Consider the following 21,108-nt stretch of genomic DNA (forward strand, 5'->3'; position numbering starts at 1 on the left):
GGTAGTTCACAAGGCAATGATTATTTATGCGAAAAGTGATGAAGGTGTGGAGTGGGAAAGCTTTGACTCTCAGCCTGCAAAACATATATTTATGATTTGTGCACCTGCAAACGGAGCTGATGAGCATCTGAAGGCATTAGCCACATTGTCTACCGCACTTATGAATCCTGATGTAAAGGGCAGACTTGATAATGCCTCTACCAAGGAAGAAGTACAGGGTATATTTGAGGATTTTGTAAAGTCAAGTGAGGAGCAAAAAAAAGAGCCTGATAAAGAAAGCGGCGGTGCAGGAGAGAACAGAAAATATATTGTAGCGGTTACAGCCTGCCCTACAGGTATTGCACATACATTTATGGCGGCAGAGAAGATAAAGGAAGCCGCTAAAGAAATGGGACTGGATGTAAAAGTTGAAACCAACGGTCAGATTGGTGTTGAAAACAAGCATAACTGAAGGGGCAATACCGTTTGCAGCAAGTAATCCGCTGAGAGTAATACCTCCATTGTTTATTTCAAGCGGTGTGGCAGGTGCTTTGAGTATGGTATTTGATTGTAAATCAAAGGCACCACATGGTGGAATATTTGCATTATTGGTAGGAGCAGTTTCAAATCCGTTGATGTATATAATTGCACTGATTGCAGGTACTTTTATAGGAGCATTTCTTTTGATGATATCTTTAAATCTTGGTAAGAAGAAAGAAAACTAAGATATAAAGGCTTATGGGTTTTACCATAGGCCTTTATTGTTGTTAAGAAAAACTTATTCAGTAAAAATGATTCTATGATATAATTATGTGAAAAACTAATATGATTTGCAGTATATTGCAATAGAATGGAGATAAGATGGAATTTAGAGCAATGAGAAGATTTAAACAGCAGTTGTCACATAAGGAGTGTATTGAAATCCTAAAGAATGCACCAAGAGGAGTTATAGCTATGAATGATGAAAACGGATATCCGTATGCTGTTACAATAAATCAATACTATGATGAGGCTGACGGCAAAATATATTTTCATGGCGCAATGCAGGGGAAAAAGGTGGAACTTTTGGCTAAGAACAATAAGATATGCTTTACAACCACTGATGAAGGTCATATAGAAGAGGGCGACTGGGCAAATACATTTAAAAGTGTGGTATGTTTCGGACATGTAGATGAAGTGACCGATAAAGAAAAGATATATATTAAACTGCGCAGATTGGCAAAGAGATTTTATCCGAGTGCGGAATCCATTGAGAAGGAAATGGAAGAAGCAGGCAGCAGAGTAAAAATGTTTATGATAAGTATTGACCATATGACAGGAAAGTCGGTAAATGAGAAGTAAGGGGTGAATATGTGGTTTATATTTGCTTTATTTTCGGCAATATTTGCAGCACTTTCATCAATACTTGCAAAGGTAGGTATTGATGGAGTTAATTCAAATCTGGCAACAGCAATCAGAACGGCTGTAGTGGTTTTGATGGCGTGGGTATTGGTTTTTATAACAAAAACAGAAAATAGTATACTTTATATAGGAAGAAAAAGTTGGATATTTCTCATTTTATCAGGGCTTTCTACAGGTGTATCATGGCTTTGCTATTATAGGGCATTACAGATAGGAGATGCATCAAAGGTAGTGCCGATTGATAAATTGAGTGTAGTTATCACACTTGTACTTGCTTTTATATTTCTACATGAAAATTTTACTGTAAAATCACTGATAGGCTGTATACTGATAGGTATCGGAACATTGATAATGGTGCTTTGATATTTTGAAACATGAGTATAAAGATTAAAATTTTGGAAACACCGGAGAATACCAATGATAAAAAAAAGACTGATATATATATTACTTTTTATAATCTCATTTGCAATGAGTATATATAGCGGTTCACTGTTAGCCGGACAAACATTTATATTAAAGTACATAGAAGATTCAGCTACAAAAGAGCTGTTTATTGAGCATCTGATACTCTTTATAGGCTTTTACCTGATCTTAAGAATAGTAAAAAGAAAAAGTATCATTGTTTTTGCCGTAAGTTTTATCTCAGGGGCATATTTATATCTGCATCAGTCAGCTACAGCACTTATTTTAGATCTTTTATATATTAGAGTATTGATATGTCTTGGGGACATATTATTGCTTTTCATAAGAAAAAAATATACTGAGGAGAGTAGAATTGCAGGTGTTTTAAACAGCTTTGTTATAGGCAGTCTTTTTTATATTATTTCTATATGCATACTGTCAAGTCTGCATATAGCTTCAATAAAAGCGGTTAGAGTTTATACTTTCGGGCTTGTTGTATTTACTATAGCGATATATCTGTGGTTAAGAATTTTTAAATTAATAGAAATAAAGCCATATGCGATATCTGAATATGAAAATATTTTAGAATTAAAGAAGAAAAATTATTTCTGTGTAGGTATGGCGATAATGCTGTCGGCTTTGCTTTTGCAACTTGGCAGAATAAATATTGCGCTTGACTATGACTCACTTAGGTATGGACTTAGAAGCTTGTCCGTGTTGATAGGCAATACGGGAATATATGACAGACTTGGCACTGTAAATGATGTATATGTGTATCCTAAGGGTTTGGAGATACTTACATTGGCTTTAAATAATAAAATATCTTTCGGATTTGTACTTAGCTTCAATTATATGTGTGCCATACTGGTACTGATTTGTGTATATGAGATAATAGCGGTATGCAGTGATAATATAAATAAGGCATGGCTTGGAATAATACTGGTTTCAGTAACACCTGCCGTTATGAATATGAGTATATCAGCAAAGACTGATATGATAACTTTGCTGATGCAACTGATCACGGTGTTAAATATGTGCTTATATGTAAAAAAGAAGCAAGGTTACTATATTATATTTGCATTGGTGTCATTGCTTGCAAGTCTTATCTATAAGCCTACAAGTCTCTTATTCAGTTTCGGAATAGGCTTGTCAAATCTTATTTATCTGTTTTCTCTATATATTTTTAATGAGAATAAGTCGGAGAATGTATTAAGGGATAAGAATAATTATTTTGTAAGTGTCATATATCTGCTTACCTTTCCGGTACTTGCAATAGTACTTGTATATGCAAGGACATATATGCTGACAGGGCATATCATTACCTCGGTGTACTCATCTGTCTGGTACAAGCTTGGAATAGAGACAAAGTATCCGTATACTATCGGGATATATAAAAGCGGCGGCATGAATATGTCATCAGGGGAGAAGGTAGATATGCTTTATCGGTTGTTTCAGTTATTTATAGCTCCAACCGGGGAAATGCATATATATATTGCTTCTCCAACTGTAATTATAACAGTATTACTTGGGTTATCGGTTATATTTACTGTCAGATTTTTATTTAAGAACAGAGAAAACAGGGGTATATTTGCCTATATCGGTATATTACTGTCGGTAGATGCTGCGGTAAGCCTGATTAGCTTATTTATATTAAATCAGATAGACGGCAATTATTTTATACTGTTTTTTACACTGGTAATAATAACGGTATGCTTTTTGACTGAGACCGATTCTGTAAAATATTTATTCAGAGGTCTGTTGCCCTGTATAGTATTTGCATTTTTTATAACGGGTGTAACAAACTGGGCAGGAGTAAGCGGACTTAGTGAAATTGTAAAGAGTGGAAGCAGGTTCGGTATCTACAATCATCATGCCAAGTTTTTAGACAGGGACTTAAAAGAGAGAAAAGAGTTTGCAGATGTGTATGAAGATTTGACGGCACTGGGCAATCCGAGAACGCTTTTATTGTCAGATGATAATTCATTATCAGTTTTGGGTCTTGATATCAGAACTTATACGGACATTACAGGAAGCGGCGGAAATCCGGCAGTGGTAAAGACACTTGATCACTTCAAAAAGTATCTTGACTACGCACAGATTAAGTATATATGTGTAGATGAGGAGTATTTAAAGGACAGGCAGAGAGCATCGGATGTTGTGAAATATATGTACGAAGAAGGCAGTACCGAGGTTTATAAAAAGTATGGTGACGTGGTGATATATAAGGTGACTGTAAAATAATATTTATCAAGTGATAATCAGATATAAAGGCAATTTTAGAAAGAAGAGATATTTATGAGGTCAAAAAGATAAGCGGAATTTCCAAGGCGACTTGAGTATATACAAAAAAATATTTAGATATAGAGAATATACATGATGCTATATTCAGTAATATTAATTACATAAAAAATATTTTGGTGTCATCTAAGTAAATTATGGCATAAATAAAGGACAGACAGGTTTTATAAAAGATTAAATTATTGAGAACCTAAATAAAAATGAGTTTATTTATTGAAATAATTATGTTATAATATTATTATTACATTGTTTGAAAATGTGAATGAATTTATGAAATTTACTTTTGAAATGATATATAAATACCAAGGGTAAGTTGTCGTTACCGGTATTTATGCATAATTTCGATAAATAAATTTCACGATGGTAAATATTGTTTATGCAATAAGTTTTACTAATTATTATATATGTCTTATCTAAAAAAGTTTTAGGCATATAAATGCATCATGGAGGGGAATTTTGATGTACAGTTTTACAGTAAATGGGAAATCGGTTGAAACTGAAAAAGAAGTGTCACTGTTAAGATTTTTACGTGATGACTTAAAGCTCAAATCTATAAAGGACGGTTGCAGTCAGGGCGCATGTGGTACCTGTACCATCATTATTGACGGTAAGGCTACCAGAGCCTGTGTTATGACTACCAAGAGAGCTCAAGGGATGAACATAGTTTCAGTAGAAGGGTTGAGTGAGGAAGAAAAAGAGATTTTTGTATATGCTTTCGGCTCTAAGGGAGCAGTACAATGCGGATTTTGTATTCCGGGTATGGTAATGTCAGGTAAGGCTCTTATAGACAAGAACCCAAATCCGACAGAGGCTGATATCAAAGAGGCTATAAAGGGTAATATTTGCAGATGTACAGGCTATAAGAAAATCATTGAAGCTATTGATCTGGCAGCACAGATAAAAAGAGGTGACAGGCAGATTGATAAGGAACTTGAAAAAGGTGATAAGTTCGGTGTAGGTTCAAATGCTTTCAGAATTGACGTAAGAGAGAAGGTGCTTGGCTACGGTGAGTATGTTGATGATGTTGAGATGGAAGATATGTTGCATGTATCGGCGGTAAGAACAAAATATCCAAGAGCAAGAATACTTGATATTGATTTTTCTGAGGCATTGAAGCTTGAGGGTGTTGTTGCGGTATATACAGCTGAGGATGTACCGAATAATAAGGTTGGACATATTCAACAGGACTGGGATGTAATGATTGCAAAGGGCGAGGTTACCAGATTTGTAGGTGATGCACTATGTCTTGTTGTAGCAAAGAGTGAAGAAATATTAAAGAAGGCCAAGACTTTGGTAAAGGTGGAGTATGAGGTGCTTGAGCCTGTAAGAAATATTACTGAGGCTATGGCGGAGGATGCACCGAAGATTCATCCAAGCGGTAATCTTTGTCAGTCTCGTCATGTGCGAAGAGGTGATGCCAAGACGGCACTTGAAAAATCAAAGTATACTGTTACCGAGACCTTTGATACACCTTTTACAGAGCATGCGTTTCTTGAGCCGGAGTGTGCCATAGCATTTCCTTATAAGGACGGTGTGAAGATATACAGTACTGACCAAAGTGTATTTGATACAAGAAAAGAGGTGTCACTTATGTTTGGCTGGGATCCTGAAAAGGTTGTTGTAGAGAATAAACTTGTAGGCGGCGGTTTCGGAGGTAAGGAAGATGTTACCACACAGCATATAGCGGCACTTTGTGCATATAAGCTGAAAAGAGCTGTAAAAGCAAAGTTTAGCAGAGATGAATCACTTGCTTTCCATCCGAAGCGTCATGCAATGCATGGTACATTTACTTTGGGTTGTGATGAAAACGGTATATTTACAGGACTTGACTGTGATATATATTTTGATACAGGTGCCTATGCATCACTTTGCGGTCCTGTACTTGAACGTGCCTGCACTCATGCGGTCGGACCGTATTGCTATCAAAACCATGATATAAGAGGATATGGATATTATACAAATAATCCGCCGGCAGGCGCATTTAGAGGATTCGGTGTTTGTCAGAGTGAGTTTGCACTTGAGTCTATGATAGACTTACTTGCTGAGAAGGTAGGTATTTCGCCTTGGGAAATCAGATATAGAAATGCTATTGAGCCTGAGAAAGTACTTCCAAACGGTCAGATAGCGGACTGTTCTACAGCACTTAAGGAGACTTTGGAAGCTGTAAAACCATACTATGACAAGTATTATCCTAATGTAGGAATTGCCTGTGCTATGAAGAATGCGGGTGTAGGTGTAGGACTTCCTGATACAGGTCGTGCAAGGTTGAAGATAAATGACGGAAAAGTGGAGATATACTGTGGCGCTTCAGATATCGGTCAGGGATGCTCGACAGTATTTATACAGATGGTTGCAGAGACTCTGGGCTTGTCAAGGTCTAAGATTAAGAACATGGGCAGCAACTCTGAACTTGATCCTGATTCAGGTACCACATCAGGCTCAAGACAGACACTTATAAGCGGTGAGGCCGTAAGAAGAGTTTCACTTGAAGTTAAGGCGGCACTTGATGAAGTAGGCGGTGACCTTGATAAGCTTAACGGCAGAGAGTTCTATGCCGAGTACTTTGAACCTACAGATAAACTTGGTGCAGATGTGCCGTTCCCTAAGTCACATGTGGCATACGCATATGCTACACATCTTGTAGTACTTGATGAGGACGGTAAAGTTTCAAAGGTGGTTGCGGCACATGACTCAGGCAAGGTTGTAAACCCTATCTCTATACAAGGCCAGATAGAAGGCGGAGTACTTATGTCACTCGGATATGCGTTTACTGAGGACTTTAAGCTTCAAGACTGTATGGTTAAATCAAAATACGGAACTCTTGGACTTATGAGAGCTACAGATATACCTGATATTCAGGCTATTTATGTTGAGAAGAAGGAACTTCTCGGAGTGGCTTACGGTTCCAAGGGTATTGGAGAGATTGCAACTATCCCTACAGCTCCGGCTGCACAGAATGCCTACTATAAGAGAGACGGAAAGCTTAGACCGAAGTTACCTATGGATGATACATACTATACTAATAAGAAGAAAAAATAATTTATATTTAAAAGGGGTTGGCATTTGCCAATCCCTTTATTTGTTTATATAATAGATAGAAAAGAATATAAAGAAAAACCGGATAGGAAAATATATGAAAAAGAGAATTGTTATTTTTGGAGATTCGAATACTTGGGGCTATGATGCAAAGAGCGGAGGCAGATTTAATGAAGAGATCAGATGGCCGATGGTAGCTGCAAAAATACTGGGAGACAGATATAGAGTCTGTGAAGAGGGACTTTGCGGCAGAACCACCTGTCTTGACGACCCTTTTAATGAAGGACTTTCAGGACTTAACTATCTTTTGCCATGTTTACAGAGCCATTCACCGCTTGATATGTTGGTGATAATGCTTGGAACTAATGACTGTAAGGAAAGGTTTTCACTTACAGGAGCAAATATTGCACTTGGTATGAGAAGACTTGTGATAAAGGCTCTGGGAGCCGATGTATGGAGAGACAAGCCGAATATACTTATAATTGCTCCGGGTCCTATATTAAAGGAGTGTGAAAACTCAGCTGTGGGCAGCAATATGGGCAAATGTTCAGATAAATCATATAAGCTTTCTATGGAGTATAAGTTTGTGGCGGATGAACTTAAGGTAGGATTTTTTGATGCCGCTCCTTATGTAGTGATGAATGATATTGATTTTATGCATCTGACAGCAGACTCACATATAGCACTTGCAAAAAAGGTAAGTGAAATTATAAAAGAAACTTTGGAAAATAAAGAAGTGAAGATATGACTTTAACACAACTAAAATATGCTATAGAGGTGGCAAATGCCGGTTCTATAAATAAAGCGGCAGGTAATCTGTTTATCACACAGCCCAGCCTCTCATCGGCTATCGCTGAACTTGAGGCTGAGATTGGGATAAAACTTTTTTCAAGGAATAACAGAGGTATATTTTTGACACCTGAAGGAAGTGAGTTTGTAGGATATGCCAGACAGGTGGTGGAGCAGTTTGATCTGATAGAAGCAAAGTATATTTCAAATCCGAGCTTAAAAAAGAAGTTCAGTGTGTCAATGCAGCATTATACATTTGCAGTCAGTGCCTTTGTAAATCTTGTAAAGCAATTCGGAATGGATGAATATGAGTTTGCAGTGAATGAGACAAAGACCTATGACGTTATCAATGATGTTAAGACCTTTAAAAGTGAGATCGGTATACTGTATATAAATGATTTTAATAAGAATATCTTGACTAAACTTTTTAAGGATTCAAATCTTATATTCACACCGCTGATGGAATGCAGTATTTATGTGTATTTGTACAAAAATCATCCATTGGCAGGACATGATAAAATAAAGATGGATGAGCTTATGGACTATCCCTGTCTGTCATTTGAACAGGGAGAGTACAATTCTTTTTATTTTGCTGAGGAAGTACTTTCCACATATGAGTATCATAAGCTGATAAAGGCAAATGACAGAGCTACATTATTAAATTTGATGGTCGGTCTGAACGGGTATACACTTTGTTGCGGTATAATCTGTGAGGAGTTAAACGGTGAGGAGTATAAAGCTGTCAAGCTTGATTCGGATGAGAGAATGACAATAGGTTATATTATAAGGAAGGATATTTCTGTCAGTGAGCTTGGAAAAAAGTATTTGGAAGAAGTAGCAAAATTTAACGATAAGATTTTAGAATAGGAGAAAGATATGAGACTGGGTGTGATAGGTTTCGGAAATATGGGTGCGGCTATTGCAAAAGGTATTGTAGAAAAAAAGGCAATGGATATCAATGATATCGGTATTTTCGATATATATACCAAATCAAGGGAAAAGGCAAGAGAGTATGGATTTAAAGTATATAGTGATGAAATAGACTTGACAGAACATTTTGATAAAATACTTGTGGCAGTTAAGCCGATTCATGCAAAAGCACTTTTTGAAAAAATTTCAGAACATGTAGACGGAAAGTTGATTATGTCAATAGTTGCAGGACTTGAAAGTGCTGATATTAAGTCATATATAGGTGAACAAAGAGTGCTTAGAATCATGCCGAATACACCGGCGCTGGTCGGTGAAGGCGTATTTGCACTTGACAGTGAAAGCAATGCAACAGAAGAAGAAAAAGAGGAGATAGAAAGGATTTTTACTGCAATAGGTCTTGTGGAATGGGTTGAAGAGAGACTTTTCCCTGTAGTCACAGGACTGTCAGGTGGCGGACCTGCATATGTAGCTATGTTTATAGAGGCATTGGCGGATGCGGGAGTACTTTATGGATTAAAGAGAGATGTAGCAATTAAGATAGCTGCAAAGACTGTGCTTGGAAGTGCAACACAGATTCTTGAAACAAATATTCATCCTGCCAGCTTAAAGGATATGGTGTGTTCACCTTCAGGTACCACTATAGAAGGGGTAAGGACATTGGAAGAGCATAGCTTTAGAGCCGGTGTAATAGAAGCTGTATCTAAAGCTACGTTAAAAAGTCAATGAAAAAAGTTAACAAAATAAAAAAGGTCAGCCAAAAGGCTGACCTAAGGGTGATTATACATTATTTAGCAGTTGTAGATTCTACAGTTGTTTCAGCACCCGACTCACTTGAAGACTCGTTTGCAGATTTGTCTTTTGCAGACTCAACAGCACTTGAAGCTTCCTTAGCGGCAGATTCAGCCGCACTTGAAATCTCTTTACCGGCAGACTCGGCAGCACTTGAGGCTTCCTTACCAGCAGACTCAACAGCACTTGAAGCATCAGCCTTAGGTGCACTTGAACCACAACCTGTGAAAGCAAGCATAGCTACAGCAGCAACAGCAAATAATTTAAATTTTAACATTTTAATACCTCCCTTAATAGACACTAACCTATGTCCCTTAACAAAAACCGATTTTATACCTGTTTTTCAAAAATGTCAAATATAATTAGGCTTTATATCTAAAAAAAAGGAAAAAAGTTTCGAAATAATAAATTAATATTAGATAACATTTTTTTAAGATTATATTTTAACGTTCTGATATGATATAAAGTATCGGTTCGGTATATTATTGTGAGGTATTTCTATATTGTAAAATATATAGTAAAGATTGGAGTACTATGATTAGATTTGAAAAGATAGATGAAAATACAAAGAATTTAGAAGAAATAAAACAGTTATATTGGGATGCATTTCCTTTTGAAGAGAGAATTCCTTTTTATATTATGGTATTGGTGGGAAATGACAGAGGTGTAGAGTTTTTGTCTGTTTATGATGATGATATATGGCTTGGATTTATTCACACTTTGGTAGGTGAGAAGTTGTCATATATTTTTTATTTTGCTATAGACGGCAGACTTAGGCGGAGCGGATATGGAAGTAAGATACTTCGTGAGTACAAAAAAATGCACCCACGACTTTCGCTTGCTATTGAACCTGTAGAAGAGGGGAGTGGCAATATAAAGCAGAGAAAGAAGCGACTTGAGTTTTACAATAAAAACGGATTTGAAACTTTAGATACCAGAGTTGTGGAGATGGGAGTTGAATTTGAGCTTATGGGTGCAAAAGGTATGGAAATCAAAGAGAGTGATTACAAATCATTGGTAAAGAAATTTTTTGATTCTTTTGACAGGGATAAGAGAGTTATGTCTGTAAAAGAGATGAGAGATGCCGACAGCTATACCATTAAAAATTTTATGGACAGTAAAGAGCTTATGTACAGAGCAGGTGAAGCTATATTTTATGTAGCGGACTGGAATATAGGGGATAAGGTACTTATACTTGCAGGTAGCGGAAACAATGCGGGAGACGGATATGTGGTAGCTGATTTACTGGATATAGAAGGAATAGATGTAGAAATACTGCTGATAAAGGATAAATTCTCAGAAGACGGAAAGTATTATTTTAATATATGTAATCAAAAAGGAATAAAGTATTCTGTATTGGATGACGGTACGGATTATAATACATTGCTTAAAAAATTTAATTCATACGACTATATATTGGACTGCATATACGGCACAGGTTTTGTGGGAGAGGTGAGAGAGCCTGTTTATTCTGTTATAAAGGCTGTAAACAATTCAAAAGCAATTGTAGTCAGTGCGGATATAAATTCAGGTATGAATGGAGATACAGGAGAGTCAAATATATGTATAAACTCGGATCTGACAGTAAGTATAGGTTTTTTAAAAAAGGGACTTATAACGGATGAGGCAAAAAAACATATAGGTAAGCTTGTAAATATGTATATAGGGATTGTGGCAAAAGAGGAAAGTTAACATGTAGCCCGGAAAATCAATATGTGTTAGAATATTTTCAGCTATATTGCAAATAATACCTATATTAGGTATACTTTAGGGTAGACTTTATGGAAGTGGGGAATTGATGTGGCAGGTCGAAAACAAGAAACCAAAAAAACTAAAAACAGCAGCAGTACAGATAGAGTGAGTAAAAAGACAGAGAACAATGAGCAACTGGAGTTTCTGAATTCGGAAATTTTGATGATTGCCTTGTTCGTTATGTCCCTGGTTCTTTTTTTGAGTCATTTTGGACTTATGGGAGTAGTGGGAAAGTTTTTCAGATCATTACAGATGGGGTTATTCGGCATACTTGGATATGCGGTACCGATGTTTGTATTTATAGGCGGAGCTTTTCTTCTGTCCAATGTAGGTTCAAGTGTCGCAAAAATAAAATTTATCGGAGTGGTGTTGGCGGTTTTGGCAGTGGACACACTTATATCACTGATAGGAATCCCAAGTCTAAAGGCAGTAAGCCTTTTAAAATTTTATACTGAGGGGTGGTATGGCGGTCTTATAGGAGGAAGTCTGGGACTTATTATCTCATCTGTATTGGGTAAGATTGGGGCAATTATATTTTTTATTGCAGTTTTTATCATAGCCATTGTAATACTTACAGGTAAGTCATTCATATCTATGGTAAAGACAGGCGGTAAGATGACCATATCAAGGGCAAAGAGTGATATGGCAAGAGTGATGGAACAAAGGAAACAAAGACGGGAGACAGAGTATGGTGACGGATACTATGACGATTTTGATAACTTTGTAGAGCTGGATATTGACAATAAAAAAGACGGATATGTAGATGAACTTTCAGGTTATAACAAGAGACAAAACAGAGGGAATATAAATCTTGGTGCCATAGACTTTTCAAAGAGAAAGGTAAAGCATACTGTAAGTTTGCCTCCTACAGGTGCCGGTGAAAAAAAAAGTGAACCGATGGTTGGACTCTTTGACAGTAAGAACAATGAGGATTTTAAAAGAACAGAGGCTGATGAGGGTGTAATAGATACCAATTTTTTGGCTGATGATAAAGATATGGAGGAGCCTACAGATTCTATAATAATGAATAAGAGGGCGGACAACTTCTATGGAAATATAAATAGAGGGGATGTAGATTCAAGGCTTGAAAATGATATAGATGAGGAAACTTTAAGAAGAGCTAATGAGATACTGGCAAGAAAAGATGAGATAGATATTTATGAACAACCGTTTTCTACTGTCAGGATCACAGAGGAAGGATCACATGACGACTTCAGCTATATAGATGATGATACTCCGGTTGGAGTATCAAATCAAATGAACAGCGATGATATTGAGTTTAGAAAAGAATACGGTAATGAAACCGGATATAATGAGCAAGACAGTAACACCGATAAGAAATCAGGCAGAGATGATGCTTTATTAAGCAGTGCTGGTGAAAAAACTCTGGTCACTGCAAGCGGCAAGGTTATATTTTCAGATACTTCGGCAGTGCAAAAGAAGTTTGAAGAGCAAAGAGCGGATTCACAAAAGGGCAGGATAAAAACTGAAATTGAAAATAAAAAAACTGTAAAAAGACCGTATGTCTGCCCCGGAACGTATCTGTTAAAGAAAAGTAATAATGCAAATCAGATATTGTCGGACAGTGAATACAGACAGACCGCTATCACATTGCAGGAGACTTTGGCAAGCTTTGATGTAAATGTAACTGTAGAGAATATCAGTGTCGGACCGTCCGTTACACTTTATGAGCTTAAACCTGATCAGGGTGTAAAGGTGTCCAAGGTATTATCGCTTGCAAATGATATTAAACTCGCGCTGGCAGCCAGTGATATAAGAATAGAGGCACCTATTCCTGGAAAATCCGCTATAGGTATAGAGGTTCCGAATAAGCAAAAGCAGACAGTATTTTTACGTGATTTGTTTGAAAGCAGGGCCTTTAGAAACGGTGGGGAGAGTATAGGCTTTGCGGTAGGTAAGGATATTTCAGGTAAAGTTATTGTCTCAGATATTGCAAAGATGCCGCATGTACTTATTGCAGGTGCTACAGGTTCAGGTAAGTCGGTATGTATCAATACATTGATAATGAGTATTATATATAAGTACTCACCTGATGATGTGAAGCTTATTATGGTGGATCCGAAGGTGGTGGAGCTTTCAGTGTACAACGGTATACCGCATTTGCTTATTCCTGTAGTGACTGAGCCGAAAAAGGCGGCTTCGGCACTGAACTGGGCAGTTGCGGAGATGGGTGAAAGATATAAGAAGTTTGCGGCTACAGGGGTAAGAGATCTTACAGCTTATAATAAGAGAATAGAAGATGCAAAAAGAAGAGGTAATATTGAGGGGCTTCCTAAGAAGTTGCCCAAGATTGTTATAATTGTTGACGAGTTGGCGGATCTTATGATGGTTGCAAATGCCGAGGTGGAAGATGCTATAGTCAGACTGGCTCAACTTGCAAGAGCCTGTGGAATACATCTGGTTATTGCCACACAAAGACCAAGTGTCAATGTTATTACAGGAATAATAAAGGCAAATATTCCTTCAAGAATTGCATTTGCAGTATCATCCGGTATAGACTCAAGAACTATACTTGACAGCAATGGTGCTGAAAAGCTTCTTGGAAAGGGTGATATGCTGTTTGCACCATACGGTTCACCAAATCCTATCAGAGTACAGGGTGCTTTTGTATCTGATGAGGAAGTATCTGCTGTGGTGGATTTTATTAAGAATCAAAATATGCAGGCGGGTTATGATGAAAATACAATAAGGCATATAGAAGAGAGTGAAAAGATTGCCGACGGCACAAGTGATACGGCGGACAGAGATGAACTGTTTGAGGCGGCCGGCAGATATATTATAGAAAAAGACAGAGCTTCAATAGGCAATCTTCAAAGAAATTTTAAGATTGGCTTTAACAGGGCTGCAAGAATCATGGATCAGCTTGCGGATGCAGGGGTGGTAGGTGATGAAGCAGGCACAAAGAGGAGAGAAATACTGATGAGTATGGATGAGTTTTTGAATGTATTATAGATTTGGAGAATGTATGTTTAGCGATATTGAAATTGCAAGAAGTGTTAAGATGAAAAATATTGCAGATGTTGCAAGTGATTATGGAATAGCTGAAGATGATCTGGAAATGTACGGCAAGTACAAGGCAAAGCTTAGTGAAGAGTTTTTAAAGTCTCGTAAAGGAATAAAAAGCGGAAAGCTTGTACTGGTTACAGCCATCAATCCTACACCTGCGGGAGAGGGCAAGACCACTACACTTGTAGGACTTGGTCAGGCATTTAAAAAGATGGGTAAAAAGGCGGTAACAGCACTTAGAGAACCGTCTTTAGGCCCTTGCTTCGGTATAAAGGGAGGTGCCGCAGGCGGAGGACTTTCACAGGTAGTACCTATGGATGAGTTAAATCTTCACTTTACGGGAGATTTTCATGCTGTCACATCCGCCAATAATCTTTTGGCGGCAATGCTTGACAATCATATTCAGCAAGGTAATGCACTTTCAATAGATACCAATGCAATTATTCACAAAAGATGTATTGATATGAATGACAGAGTGCTTAGAAATATAGTAGTGGGTATCGGCGGCAAGACTGACGGTGTGGTAAGAGAAGATCACTTTGTGATATCGGTGGCTTCCGAAATAATGGCAATACTTTGTCTGGCTGATGATATGGATGATTTGAAAGAAAGACTTTCAAACATTATAGTTGCTTATAACTTTAAAGGTGAGCCGGTGTTTGCAAGAGATATTAAGGCGGTAGGAGCTATGGCGGCACTGTTAAAGGATGCAATCAAGCCGAATATTGTGCAGACGCTTGAACATTCACTTGCATTGGTACATGGCGGGCCTTTTGCAAATATTGCACATGGATGCAACTCGGTCAGAGCAACTAAGATTGCCATGGGTATGGGTGATATTGCACTTACTGAGGCAGGTTTCGGTGCCGACCTCGGAGCGGAAAAATTCTTTGATATAAAGTGCAGGAAAGCAGGGATAGCACCTGATTGTGTAGTGCTTGTGGCTACTGTAAGAGCCTTAAAGTACAATGGAGGTATTGCAAAGGACGAGCTTTCAAAAGAAAATCTTGAAGCACTTAAAAAAGGAATTGTAAATCTTGAAAAGCATATAGAAAATATCAAGCTTTTTGGTGTACCTGTGGTTGTTACACTAAATCACTTTGTGACTGACAGCAAAGCGGAGATTGATTTTATAAGAGAGTTTTGTGAAAGCAGAAAATGTGAGTTTGCAGTTTCAAAGGTATGGGAAGAAGGCGGAAAGGGCGGAGTCGAACTTGCAAAGAAGATTCTTTATACTCTTGAAAACAAAGAAAGTCATTTTACACCGCTCTATCCTGACGATATGAGCATTGAAGATAAGCTCTACACTATTGCAACAAAGATATACGGTGCAAAAAATGTAACATATTCTCCTGCTGCAAAAAAGGCAATTGACAGGGCTAAGGCACTCGGATTTGGCAATTTGCCCGTGTGTGTGGCAAAAAATCAATATTCACTGTCGGATGATCAAAATAAGCTTGGCAGACCTGAAAACTTTGATATAAATGTAAGAGAGGCCTATGTAAATGCCGGCGCAGGATTTGTAGTTGCTGTTACAGGCAGTATTATGACTATGCCGGGACTTCCAAAGGTGCCAGCAGCGGAAGCTGTGGATGTGGATGAAAACGGAAATATAGTAGGACTTTTCTAAATGACTTGGGAGAAAAAATGAAACTTATAGAAAATACTGACGGTCTTGATATTGATATAATATCCGGAAAGTTTGATGATGATTTTTCGGATTTGGTATTCAACACAAAAAATGTGGTTAAGGATTGCCTGTTTGTATGTATTAAGGGTAGAAATTTTGATACACATGATGTAATAGATGAGATTGTAAAGCTTGGTGCCAAGGCTGTAGTAGTGGAAAGAAATATAAAAAGAGATGATATCTGTGTTATAAAGGTAGACAGTACCAGAGCGGCACTTGCAAGACTTTCAGCTGCATATTTTGGTCATCCGGCAAAAAAAATGAAGATAATCGGAATCACAGGAACAAAGGGCAAGACCACATCATCTTATATGTTAAAAAAACTCTTGGAACAAAACGCCAAGGTCGGACTTATAGGTACAAACGGTATAACCGTCGGTGATATACACAGGAGTACGCTAAATACAACACCTGAGTCCTATGAACTGCAAAAGACCTTTAAAGAATGTTTGGATGCGGGTTGTGAATATGTGGTAATGGAAGTATCTTCACAGGCTGTGATGCTAAAGAGAATTGAAGGAATAAAATTTTATATCGGTATTTTTACAAATATTTCACCTGATCATATCGGACCTGATGAACATAAGGACTTTACAGAGTATCTGATGTATAAGTCACTTTTCTTTAAACAATGTGAAAAGACTGTTGTAAATGCTGATGATGAACATTCTGCATATATATTGGAGCAGTCCACATCAGATGAAAAGTATGAGTTTGGAAAGTGTGGAGATTTTGTTATAAATAATATTAATTATATTTCAAAGAAGGACTTTTTAGGTACAAGTTTTTGTATAAGCTGTTCCAAGAATGTAAAAGATAAATACCGGGTAAGTGAGGTCGGTGATATACTTGTAGGAATCCCCGGAGAGTTTAATGTATATAATGCTTTATCCGCACTGAGTGCCGCAATTATCTGTAGGGTAAAACCTGCGGTATTGCAGACCGCACTAAAGGATATTAAGGTAAACGGCAGAATGGAAGTGGCATATTCGTCACATGATATAAAGATAATCATTGACTATGCGCATAATGCAATAAGTACGGAAAGTCTGATAAAAACTCTTCGCAGATATGAGCCGAAAAGACTTGTGGTAGTCTTTGGTTCAGGTGGAAACAGGTCTAAGGACAGAAGATATTCTATGGGTGAAATCTGTGGAAAGATGGCAGATTTCTCAGTGGTTACGGCAGATAACTCAAGATATGAAAAGACGGAGGATATCATTGCGGATATTGTTGAGAAATTATCTGAAACAGGTGGAAAGTATATCACTGTTCCGGATAGGAAAGAGGCGATATTTTATGCAATGGAGAACTCTAAGCCGGGTGATATTATTGCAATAATAGGCAAGGGACATGAGGACTATCAGGAGATAGACGGAGTGAGACATCATTTCCTTGACAGGGAAGTAGTGGAAGAATGCTTGGAGAAGATGAATGAGAGAAACTAGTGTGAGAGAGCTTATAGCTGCTACAGGCGGTGTGCTTATCTTTGGAAATGAAGATGCCGTATTTTCAAATATTGTGATTGATTCAAGAGAGGCAAATAAAAACAGCCTTTTTGTTCCGGTAGTCGGAGAAAAAAATGATGCACATAAGTTCTTAGAATCGGTCTATGATGCCGGATGCAGAGTGGCAATAAGTTCAAGAAAGGATATTTTCTCAAAACCCGATTTTAATATAGTGCTTGTAGAGGATACAATTAAGGCACTGCAAAGTCTTGGCATATATCTTAGAAGTAAACTTTCTTTACCGCTTGTAGGAGTGACCGGAAGTGTGGGAAAGACCACTACAAGAGAGATGACAGCACTTGCACTCTCAGACCTTAAGGTATTTAAGACTCCAAATAATTTCAACTCACAGCTTGGTGTGCCTGTCACAATCAGCAGGATAACTGATGAGGAGATAGGAATTATAGAGCTTGGTATGAGCCTGTTCGGTGAGATGGAGCGTATTGCAAAAATAGTCGGATGTGACAGTGCCATAATTACAAATATAGGTACTGCACATATTGAAAATCTTCACACAAAAGAGAATATAAGGTCTGAAAAGTTTCATATAATGGACGGTATGAAAGCCGGCAGTGTGGTATTTTTAAATGCCGACAATGATATGCTCTCCAACCCTCCTAAGAGAGAGGGTATAATATATAAGTTTTTCAGTGCCAAGGGAAATACCGATTGTGATTACTATGCAACTGATATTGTATTTCACAATGCGATGCCGGAGTTTACAGCACATATTTGCGACAGAAGTATAAAAGTAACTTTGAATGTATTTGGGGAACATCAGGTATCAAATGCATTGGTTGCACTGGCTGTAGCACACCACTATAATCTTGATATAGAGTCCGCAAGTAAGCATCTGTCTTCGTTTAGAGGCTTTTCACACAGACAGGAGCTGATAGAGTTAAAGAATCTTACTGTCATAGATGATACCTATAATGCCTCACCTGACTCTATGAAGGCATCGCTTTCTATCTTAAAGGACTTTAGGGCAAGGAGAAAAATTGCCGTTCTGGCAGATATGAAAGAACTTGGAGCGGATGAAGTTAAGTTTCACAGGGAAGTCGGAGAGTTTATATCTGAAAATGTGAAACCGGATGCTGTATTTAGTGTAGGAGAATTGGCAAGAGAGATTGTAAACTGTACAGATATTTTCGGCAAAAGTTTTGACAGCAATGAAGCATTGGAAAAATATCTGTTGGAATATTTGGAGGATGGCGATGTATGCCTGTTTAAGGGTTCTAACAGTATGAGACTTTTTGATGTGGTAGATAAAATAAAAAATTATGAAAAATTTATTCGCTGATATAATTATAGCAAATACAAATGTGGACAGACCATTTACCTACCTTATTCCTATTAATCTTAGAGATAAGGTCACTCGGGGCTGTCCTGTTTTGATTGAGTTTGGGAAACTGACTAAAAAGGGTTATATAATAGATATAAAAGAAGAAAGTGATATAGATATATCTAAACTGAAATATATAACAGATATAGAAAAGGGGGGATTAAGTACAGATGAAAATTTACTGCGCTTGGCTATATGGATAAAGTACAGATATGGTGTGACTTTTGATAAAGCAATAGCCACAGTAATGCCGGTGAAGTCAGGCATGAAAGAAAAATCAAACAATGAGATTTTCTTAAACGGCGAGATTGAAGAATCGGTTTTAGATGAACTTAGGAGAAAGAGAAAAACTGCCAGAATAAGGCTCTTAGAAGAACTCAAAAAAACTTTCAGTTTGCCGCAAAGCTATGTAAATAAGGAACTTAAGGTTAATTCGGCTACAATAAAGAAAATGGTTGAAGAGGGCTATATCACAGTCGGTACCAAGAAGGTTAAATCAAATCCGCTTCTGCCGGTATTAAAATCTTTGGGTGTGGATAAATTTAGTGAGATACAAAAGCCGAAAGAATATATTCTAAATGAAGAGCAAAAACAGGTAACAGATATCTTCAAAACAGACTTTTGTACAGGTGAAAGAAATACCTACTTACTACATGGCATTACAGGAAGCGGAAAGACTCTTGTATTTATAAATATGATAAAATATGTGATAAGTAACGGTTTACAGGCTATTGTACTTATACCTGAGATTTCATTGACTTATCAGACAGTGTTAAGGATGGTAGAGTATTTTGGAGACAGAGTGGCTATAATTAATTCAAAGCTGTCAAAGAATGAAAAATTTTATCAGTTTGACAGGATAAAAAAAGATGATGCAGATGTGATAATAGGTCCAAGGTCTGCGATATTTGCACCTGTAAAAAGGCTTGGACTTATAGTAATAGATGAAGAGCATGACTCCGCCTATAAAAATGAAAGTGTACCGACCTTTAACATTAGAGATGTAGCAGGCAAACTTGCAAAAATTGCCGGTGCATCATTAATTTTGGCATCTGCGACTCCGACTCCTGAAACCTATAACAGGGCTATAAACGGAGAGATAAAGCTTTTAGAGCTGAAGAAAAGAGCTAAGAATACTTCACTTCCGAAAGTAAGTATAGTGGATATGAGAGACGAGCTCAAAAGAGGTAACAGAAGTATTTTCAGTAACAAATTAAAAACTTTGATAGAGGACAGATTAAGGAAACATGAGCAGGTGATGCTCTTTATGAATAGAAGGGGATATTCAAGCTTTGTATCATGTCGATTTTGCGGTGAAGCAATAAAATGTAAGCACTGTGATGTGACAATGACTTTGCACAATAACAATAAGCTGATATGTCACTACTGTGGATATAGTGTCGATTTGCCGAAGGTTTGCCCAAGCTGCGGTTCAAAATATATTGCAAACTTCGGCACCGGTACACAAAAACTTGAAGTGATGACAAGGGAAGTCTTTCCAAATGCCAAAGTTTTACGAATGGATACAGACAGTGTTTCAAAGAAAAACAGTGCAAATGATATGATTAGAGACTTTGCAAGAGGTGATGCGGATATTTTGATAGGCACACAGATGATTGTAAAAGGTCATGACTTTGACAATGTGACACTTGTAGGGATAATGGCGGCAGATACTTCACTGTATGTGAGCAATTATAACAGTGCACAAAGAACATTTGAGTTGCTCACACAGGCGGCAGGCAGAGCAGGCAGGGCTAAGACGGGAGAGGCTGTAATACAGACATATAAGCCGGAAAACTATGCGATAGCGGCCGCCGCCGCACAGGACTATAAAAAATATTTTGAAAATGAGATGGCATACAGGAAACTGGGCGGTTATCCTCCTACCTGTTATATGCTTACCGTAATGTTTAGCAGTATCAAAGAGGAAGAGCTGAATAAATGTGCAATCAGTATAGTTGGCATATTGAAATCAGATAATAAATTTAAAAATTCGGCAATAATAGGACCTACCGATCCGAGTGTGGTGAAGGTAAAGGACTATTATAGAAAACTGGTATACATAAAAAATACTAATTATGATATACTTTTAGATATACAAAAAAAAATAGAAGAAGGTCTAAACTCTTACAGAAACGTAGGAGCAGTGTATGACTTTAATTAAG

General features: G+C 37.5%; 16 protein-coding genes. 15 read left to right on the forward strand and 1 reads right to left on the reverse strand.

Annotated features, from left to right (window positions below; all coding sequences use genetic code 11):
• The 9 genes from HMPREF0381_RS15850 to proC all read left to right on the forward strand — a co-directional run.
• Positions 1 to 451, forward strand: a 451-nt coding sequence (locus tag HMPREF0381_RS15850; protein WP_008750909.1) for a PTS sugar transporter subunit IIA, incomplete at its 5' end; no start/stop codon positions are given.
• Entirely contained in the window at positions 429 to 704 is a 276-nt protein-coding gene (locus HMPREF0381_RS15340; protein ID WP_008750910.1) for a PTS sugar transporter subunit IIABC, read from the forward strand. The genes HMPREF0381_RS15850 and HMPREF0381_RS15340, both read left to right, overlap by 23 nt.
• A 136-nt stretch (positions 705 to 840) precedes the next feature.
• Positions 841 to 1,320: a pyridoxamine 5'-phosphate oxidase family protein gene (locus HMPREF0381_RS05420; RefSeq protein ID WP_008750911.1), complete on the forward strand. Its 480-nt coding sequence runs from the start codon at positions 841 to 843 to the stop codon at positions 1,318 to 1,320.
• A gap of 9 nt (positions 1,321 to 1,329) precedes the next feature.
• Complete coding sequence (locus HMPREF0381_RS05425) at positions 1,330 to 1,743, forward strand: EamA family transporter (RefSeq protein ID WP_040461183.1); 414 nt, start codon at positions 1,330 to 1,332, stop codon at positions 1,741 to 1,743.
• 54 nt (positions 1,744 to 1,797) lie between these two features.
• The gene (locus HMPREF0381_RS05430) at positions 1,798 to 4,023 is read left to right on the forward strand and encodes a beta-carotene 15,15'-monooxygenase (protein WP_008750913.1); all 2,226 of its coding nucleotides are present in this window, start codon (positions 1,798 to 1,800) and stop codon (positions 4,021 to 4,023) included.
• Between the two features lie 516 nt (positions 4,024 to 4,539).
• Positions 4,540 to 7,119, forward strand: coding sequence for a selenium-dependent xanthine dehydrogenase (xdh, locus tag HMPREF0381_RS05435; protein WP_008750914.1), 2,580 nt, complete (start codon positions 4,540 to 4,542; stop codon positions 7,117 to 7,119).
• A gap of 94 nt (positions 7,120 to 7,213) precedes the next feature.
• Positions 7,214 to 7,864: a GDSL-type esterase/lipase family protein gene (locus HMPREF0381_RS05440; RefSeq protein WP_008750915.1), complete on the forward strand. Its 651-nt coding sequence runs from the start codon at positions 7,214 to 7,216 to the stop codon at positions 7,862 to 7,864.
• Positions 7,861 to 8,772, forward strand: a complete 912-nt coding sequence (locus HMPREF0381_RS05445) for a LysR family transcriptional regulator (protein ID WP_008750916.1) — start codon at positions 7,861 to 7,863, stop codon at positions 8,770 to 8,772. The genes HMPREF0381_RS05440 and HMPREF0381_RS05445 overlap by 4 nt, the downstream gene beginning before the upstream one ends.
• Positions 8,773 to 8,781: 9 nt before the next feature.
• Complete coding sequence (gene proC / locus HMPREF0381_RS05450) at positions 8,782 to 9,561, forward strand: pyrroline-5-carboxylate reductase (RefSeq protein ID WP_008750917.1); 780 nt, start codon at positions 8,782 to 8,784, stop codon at positions 9,559 to 9,561.
• A gap of 58 nt (positions 9,562 to 9,619) precedes the next feature.
• On the opposite strand, the gene HMPREF0381_RS05455 is transcribed toward proC, so the two are convergent.
• Positions 9,620 to 9,901: a hypothetical protein gene (locus tag HMPREF0381_RS05455; RefSeq protein WP_040461186.1), complete on the reverse strand. Its 282-nt coding sequence runs from the start codon at positions 9,899 to 9,901 to the stop codon at positions 9,620 to 9,622.
• 257 nt (positions 9,902 to 10,158) lie between these two features.
• On the opposite strand from HMPREF0381_RS05455, the gene HMPREF0381_RS05460 reads away from it, so the two are divergent.
• The 6 genes from HMPREF0381_RS05460 to priA all read left to right on the forward strand — a co-directional run bounded on the left by HMPREF0381_RS05460 (position 10,159) and on the right by priA (position 21,107).
• Positions 10,159 to 11,316 carry an NAD(P)H-hydrate epimerase gene (locus HMPREF0381_RS05460; protein ID WP_008750919.1) on the forward strand — a complete coding sequence of 386 codons (1,158 nt, stop codon included), beginning with the start codon at positions 10,159 to 10,161 and terminating at the stop codon, positions 11,314 to 11,316.
• A gap of 108 nt (positions 11,317 to 11,424) precedes the next feature.
• Complete coding sequence (locus tag HMPREF0381_RS05465) at positions 11,425 to 14,349, forward strand: DNA translocase FtsK 4TM domain-containing protein (RefSeq protein ID WP_008750920.1); 2,925 nt, start codon at positions 11,425 to 11,427, stop codon at positions 14,347 to 14,349.
• A 13-nt stretch (positions 14,350 to 14,362) separates the two neighbouring features.
• Positions 14,363 to 16,033 carry a formate--tetrahydrofolate ligase gene (locus HMPREF0381_RS05470; protein WP_040461720.1) on the forward strand — a complete coding sequence of 557 codons (1,671 nt, stop codon included), beginning with the start codon at positions 14,363 to 14,365 and terminating at the stop codon, positions 16,031 to 16,033.
• A gap of 17 nt (positions 16,034 to 16,050) precedes the next feature.
• On the forward strand, positions 16,051 to 17,541 hold the full coding sequence (locus tag HMPREF0381_RS05475) for a UDP-N-acetylmuramoyl-L-alanyl-D-glutamate--2,6-diaminopimelate ligase (RefSeq protein WP_008750922.1): 1,491 nt from the start codon (positions 16,051 to 16,053) through the stop codon (positions 17,539 to 17,541).
• Complete coding sequence (locus HMPREF0381_RS05480; protein ID WP_008750923.1) at positions 17,528 to 18,901, forward strand: UDP-N-acetylmuramoyl-tripeptide--D-alanyl-D-alanine ligase; 1,374 nt, start codon at positions 17,528 to 17,530, stop codon at positions 18,899 to 18,901. Before HMPREF0381_RS05475 ends, HMPREF0381_RS05480 begins: the two co-directional genes overlap by 14 nt.
• Entirely contained in the window at positions 18,882 to 21,107 is a 2,226-nt protein-coding gene (gene priA, locus HMPREF0381_RS05485; RefSeq protein ID WP_008750924.1) for a replication restart helicase PriA, read from the forward strand. Before HMPREF0381_RS05480 ends, priA begins: the two co-directional genes overlap by 20 nt.
• Position 21,108 lies beyond the last annotated feature (1 nt).

The organism is Lachnoanaerobaculum saburreum DSM 3986, from assembly GCF_000185385.1.
Lineage (GTDB): Bacteria > Bacillota > Clostridia > Lachnospirales > Lachnospiraceae > Lachnoanaerobaculum > Lachnoanaerobaculum saburreum.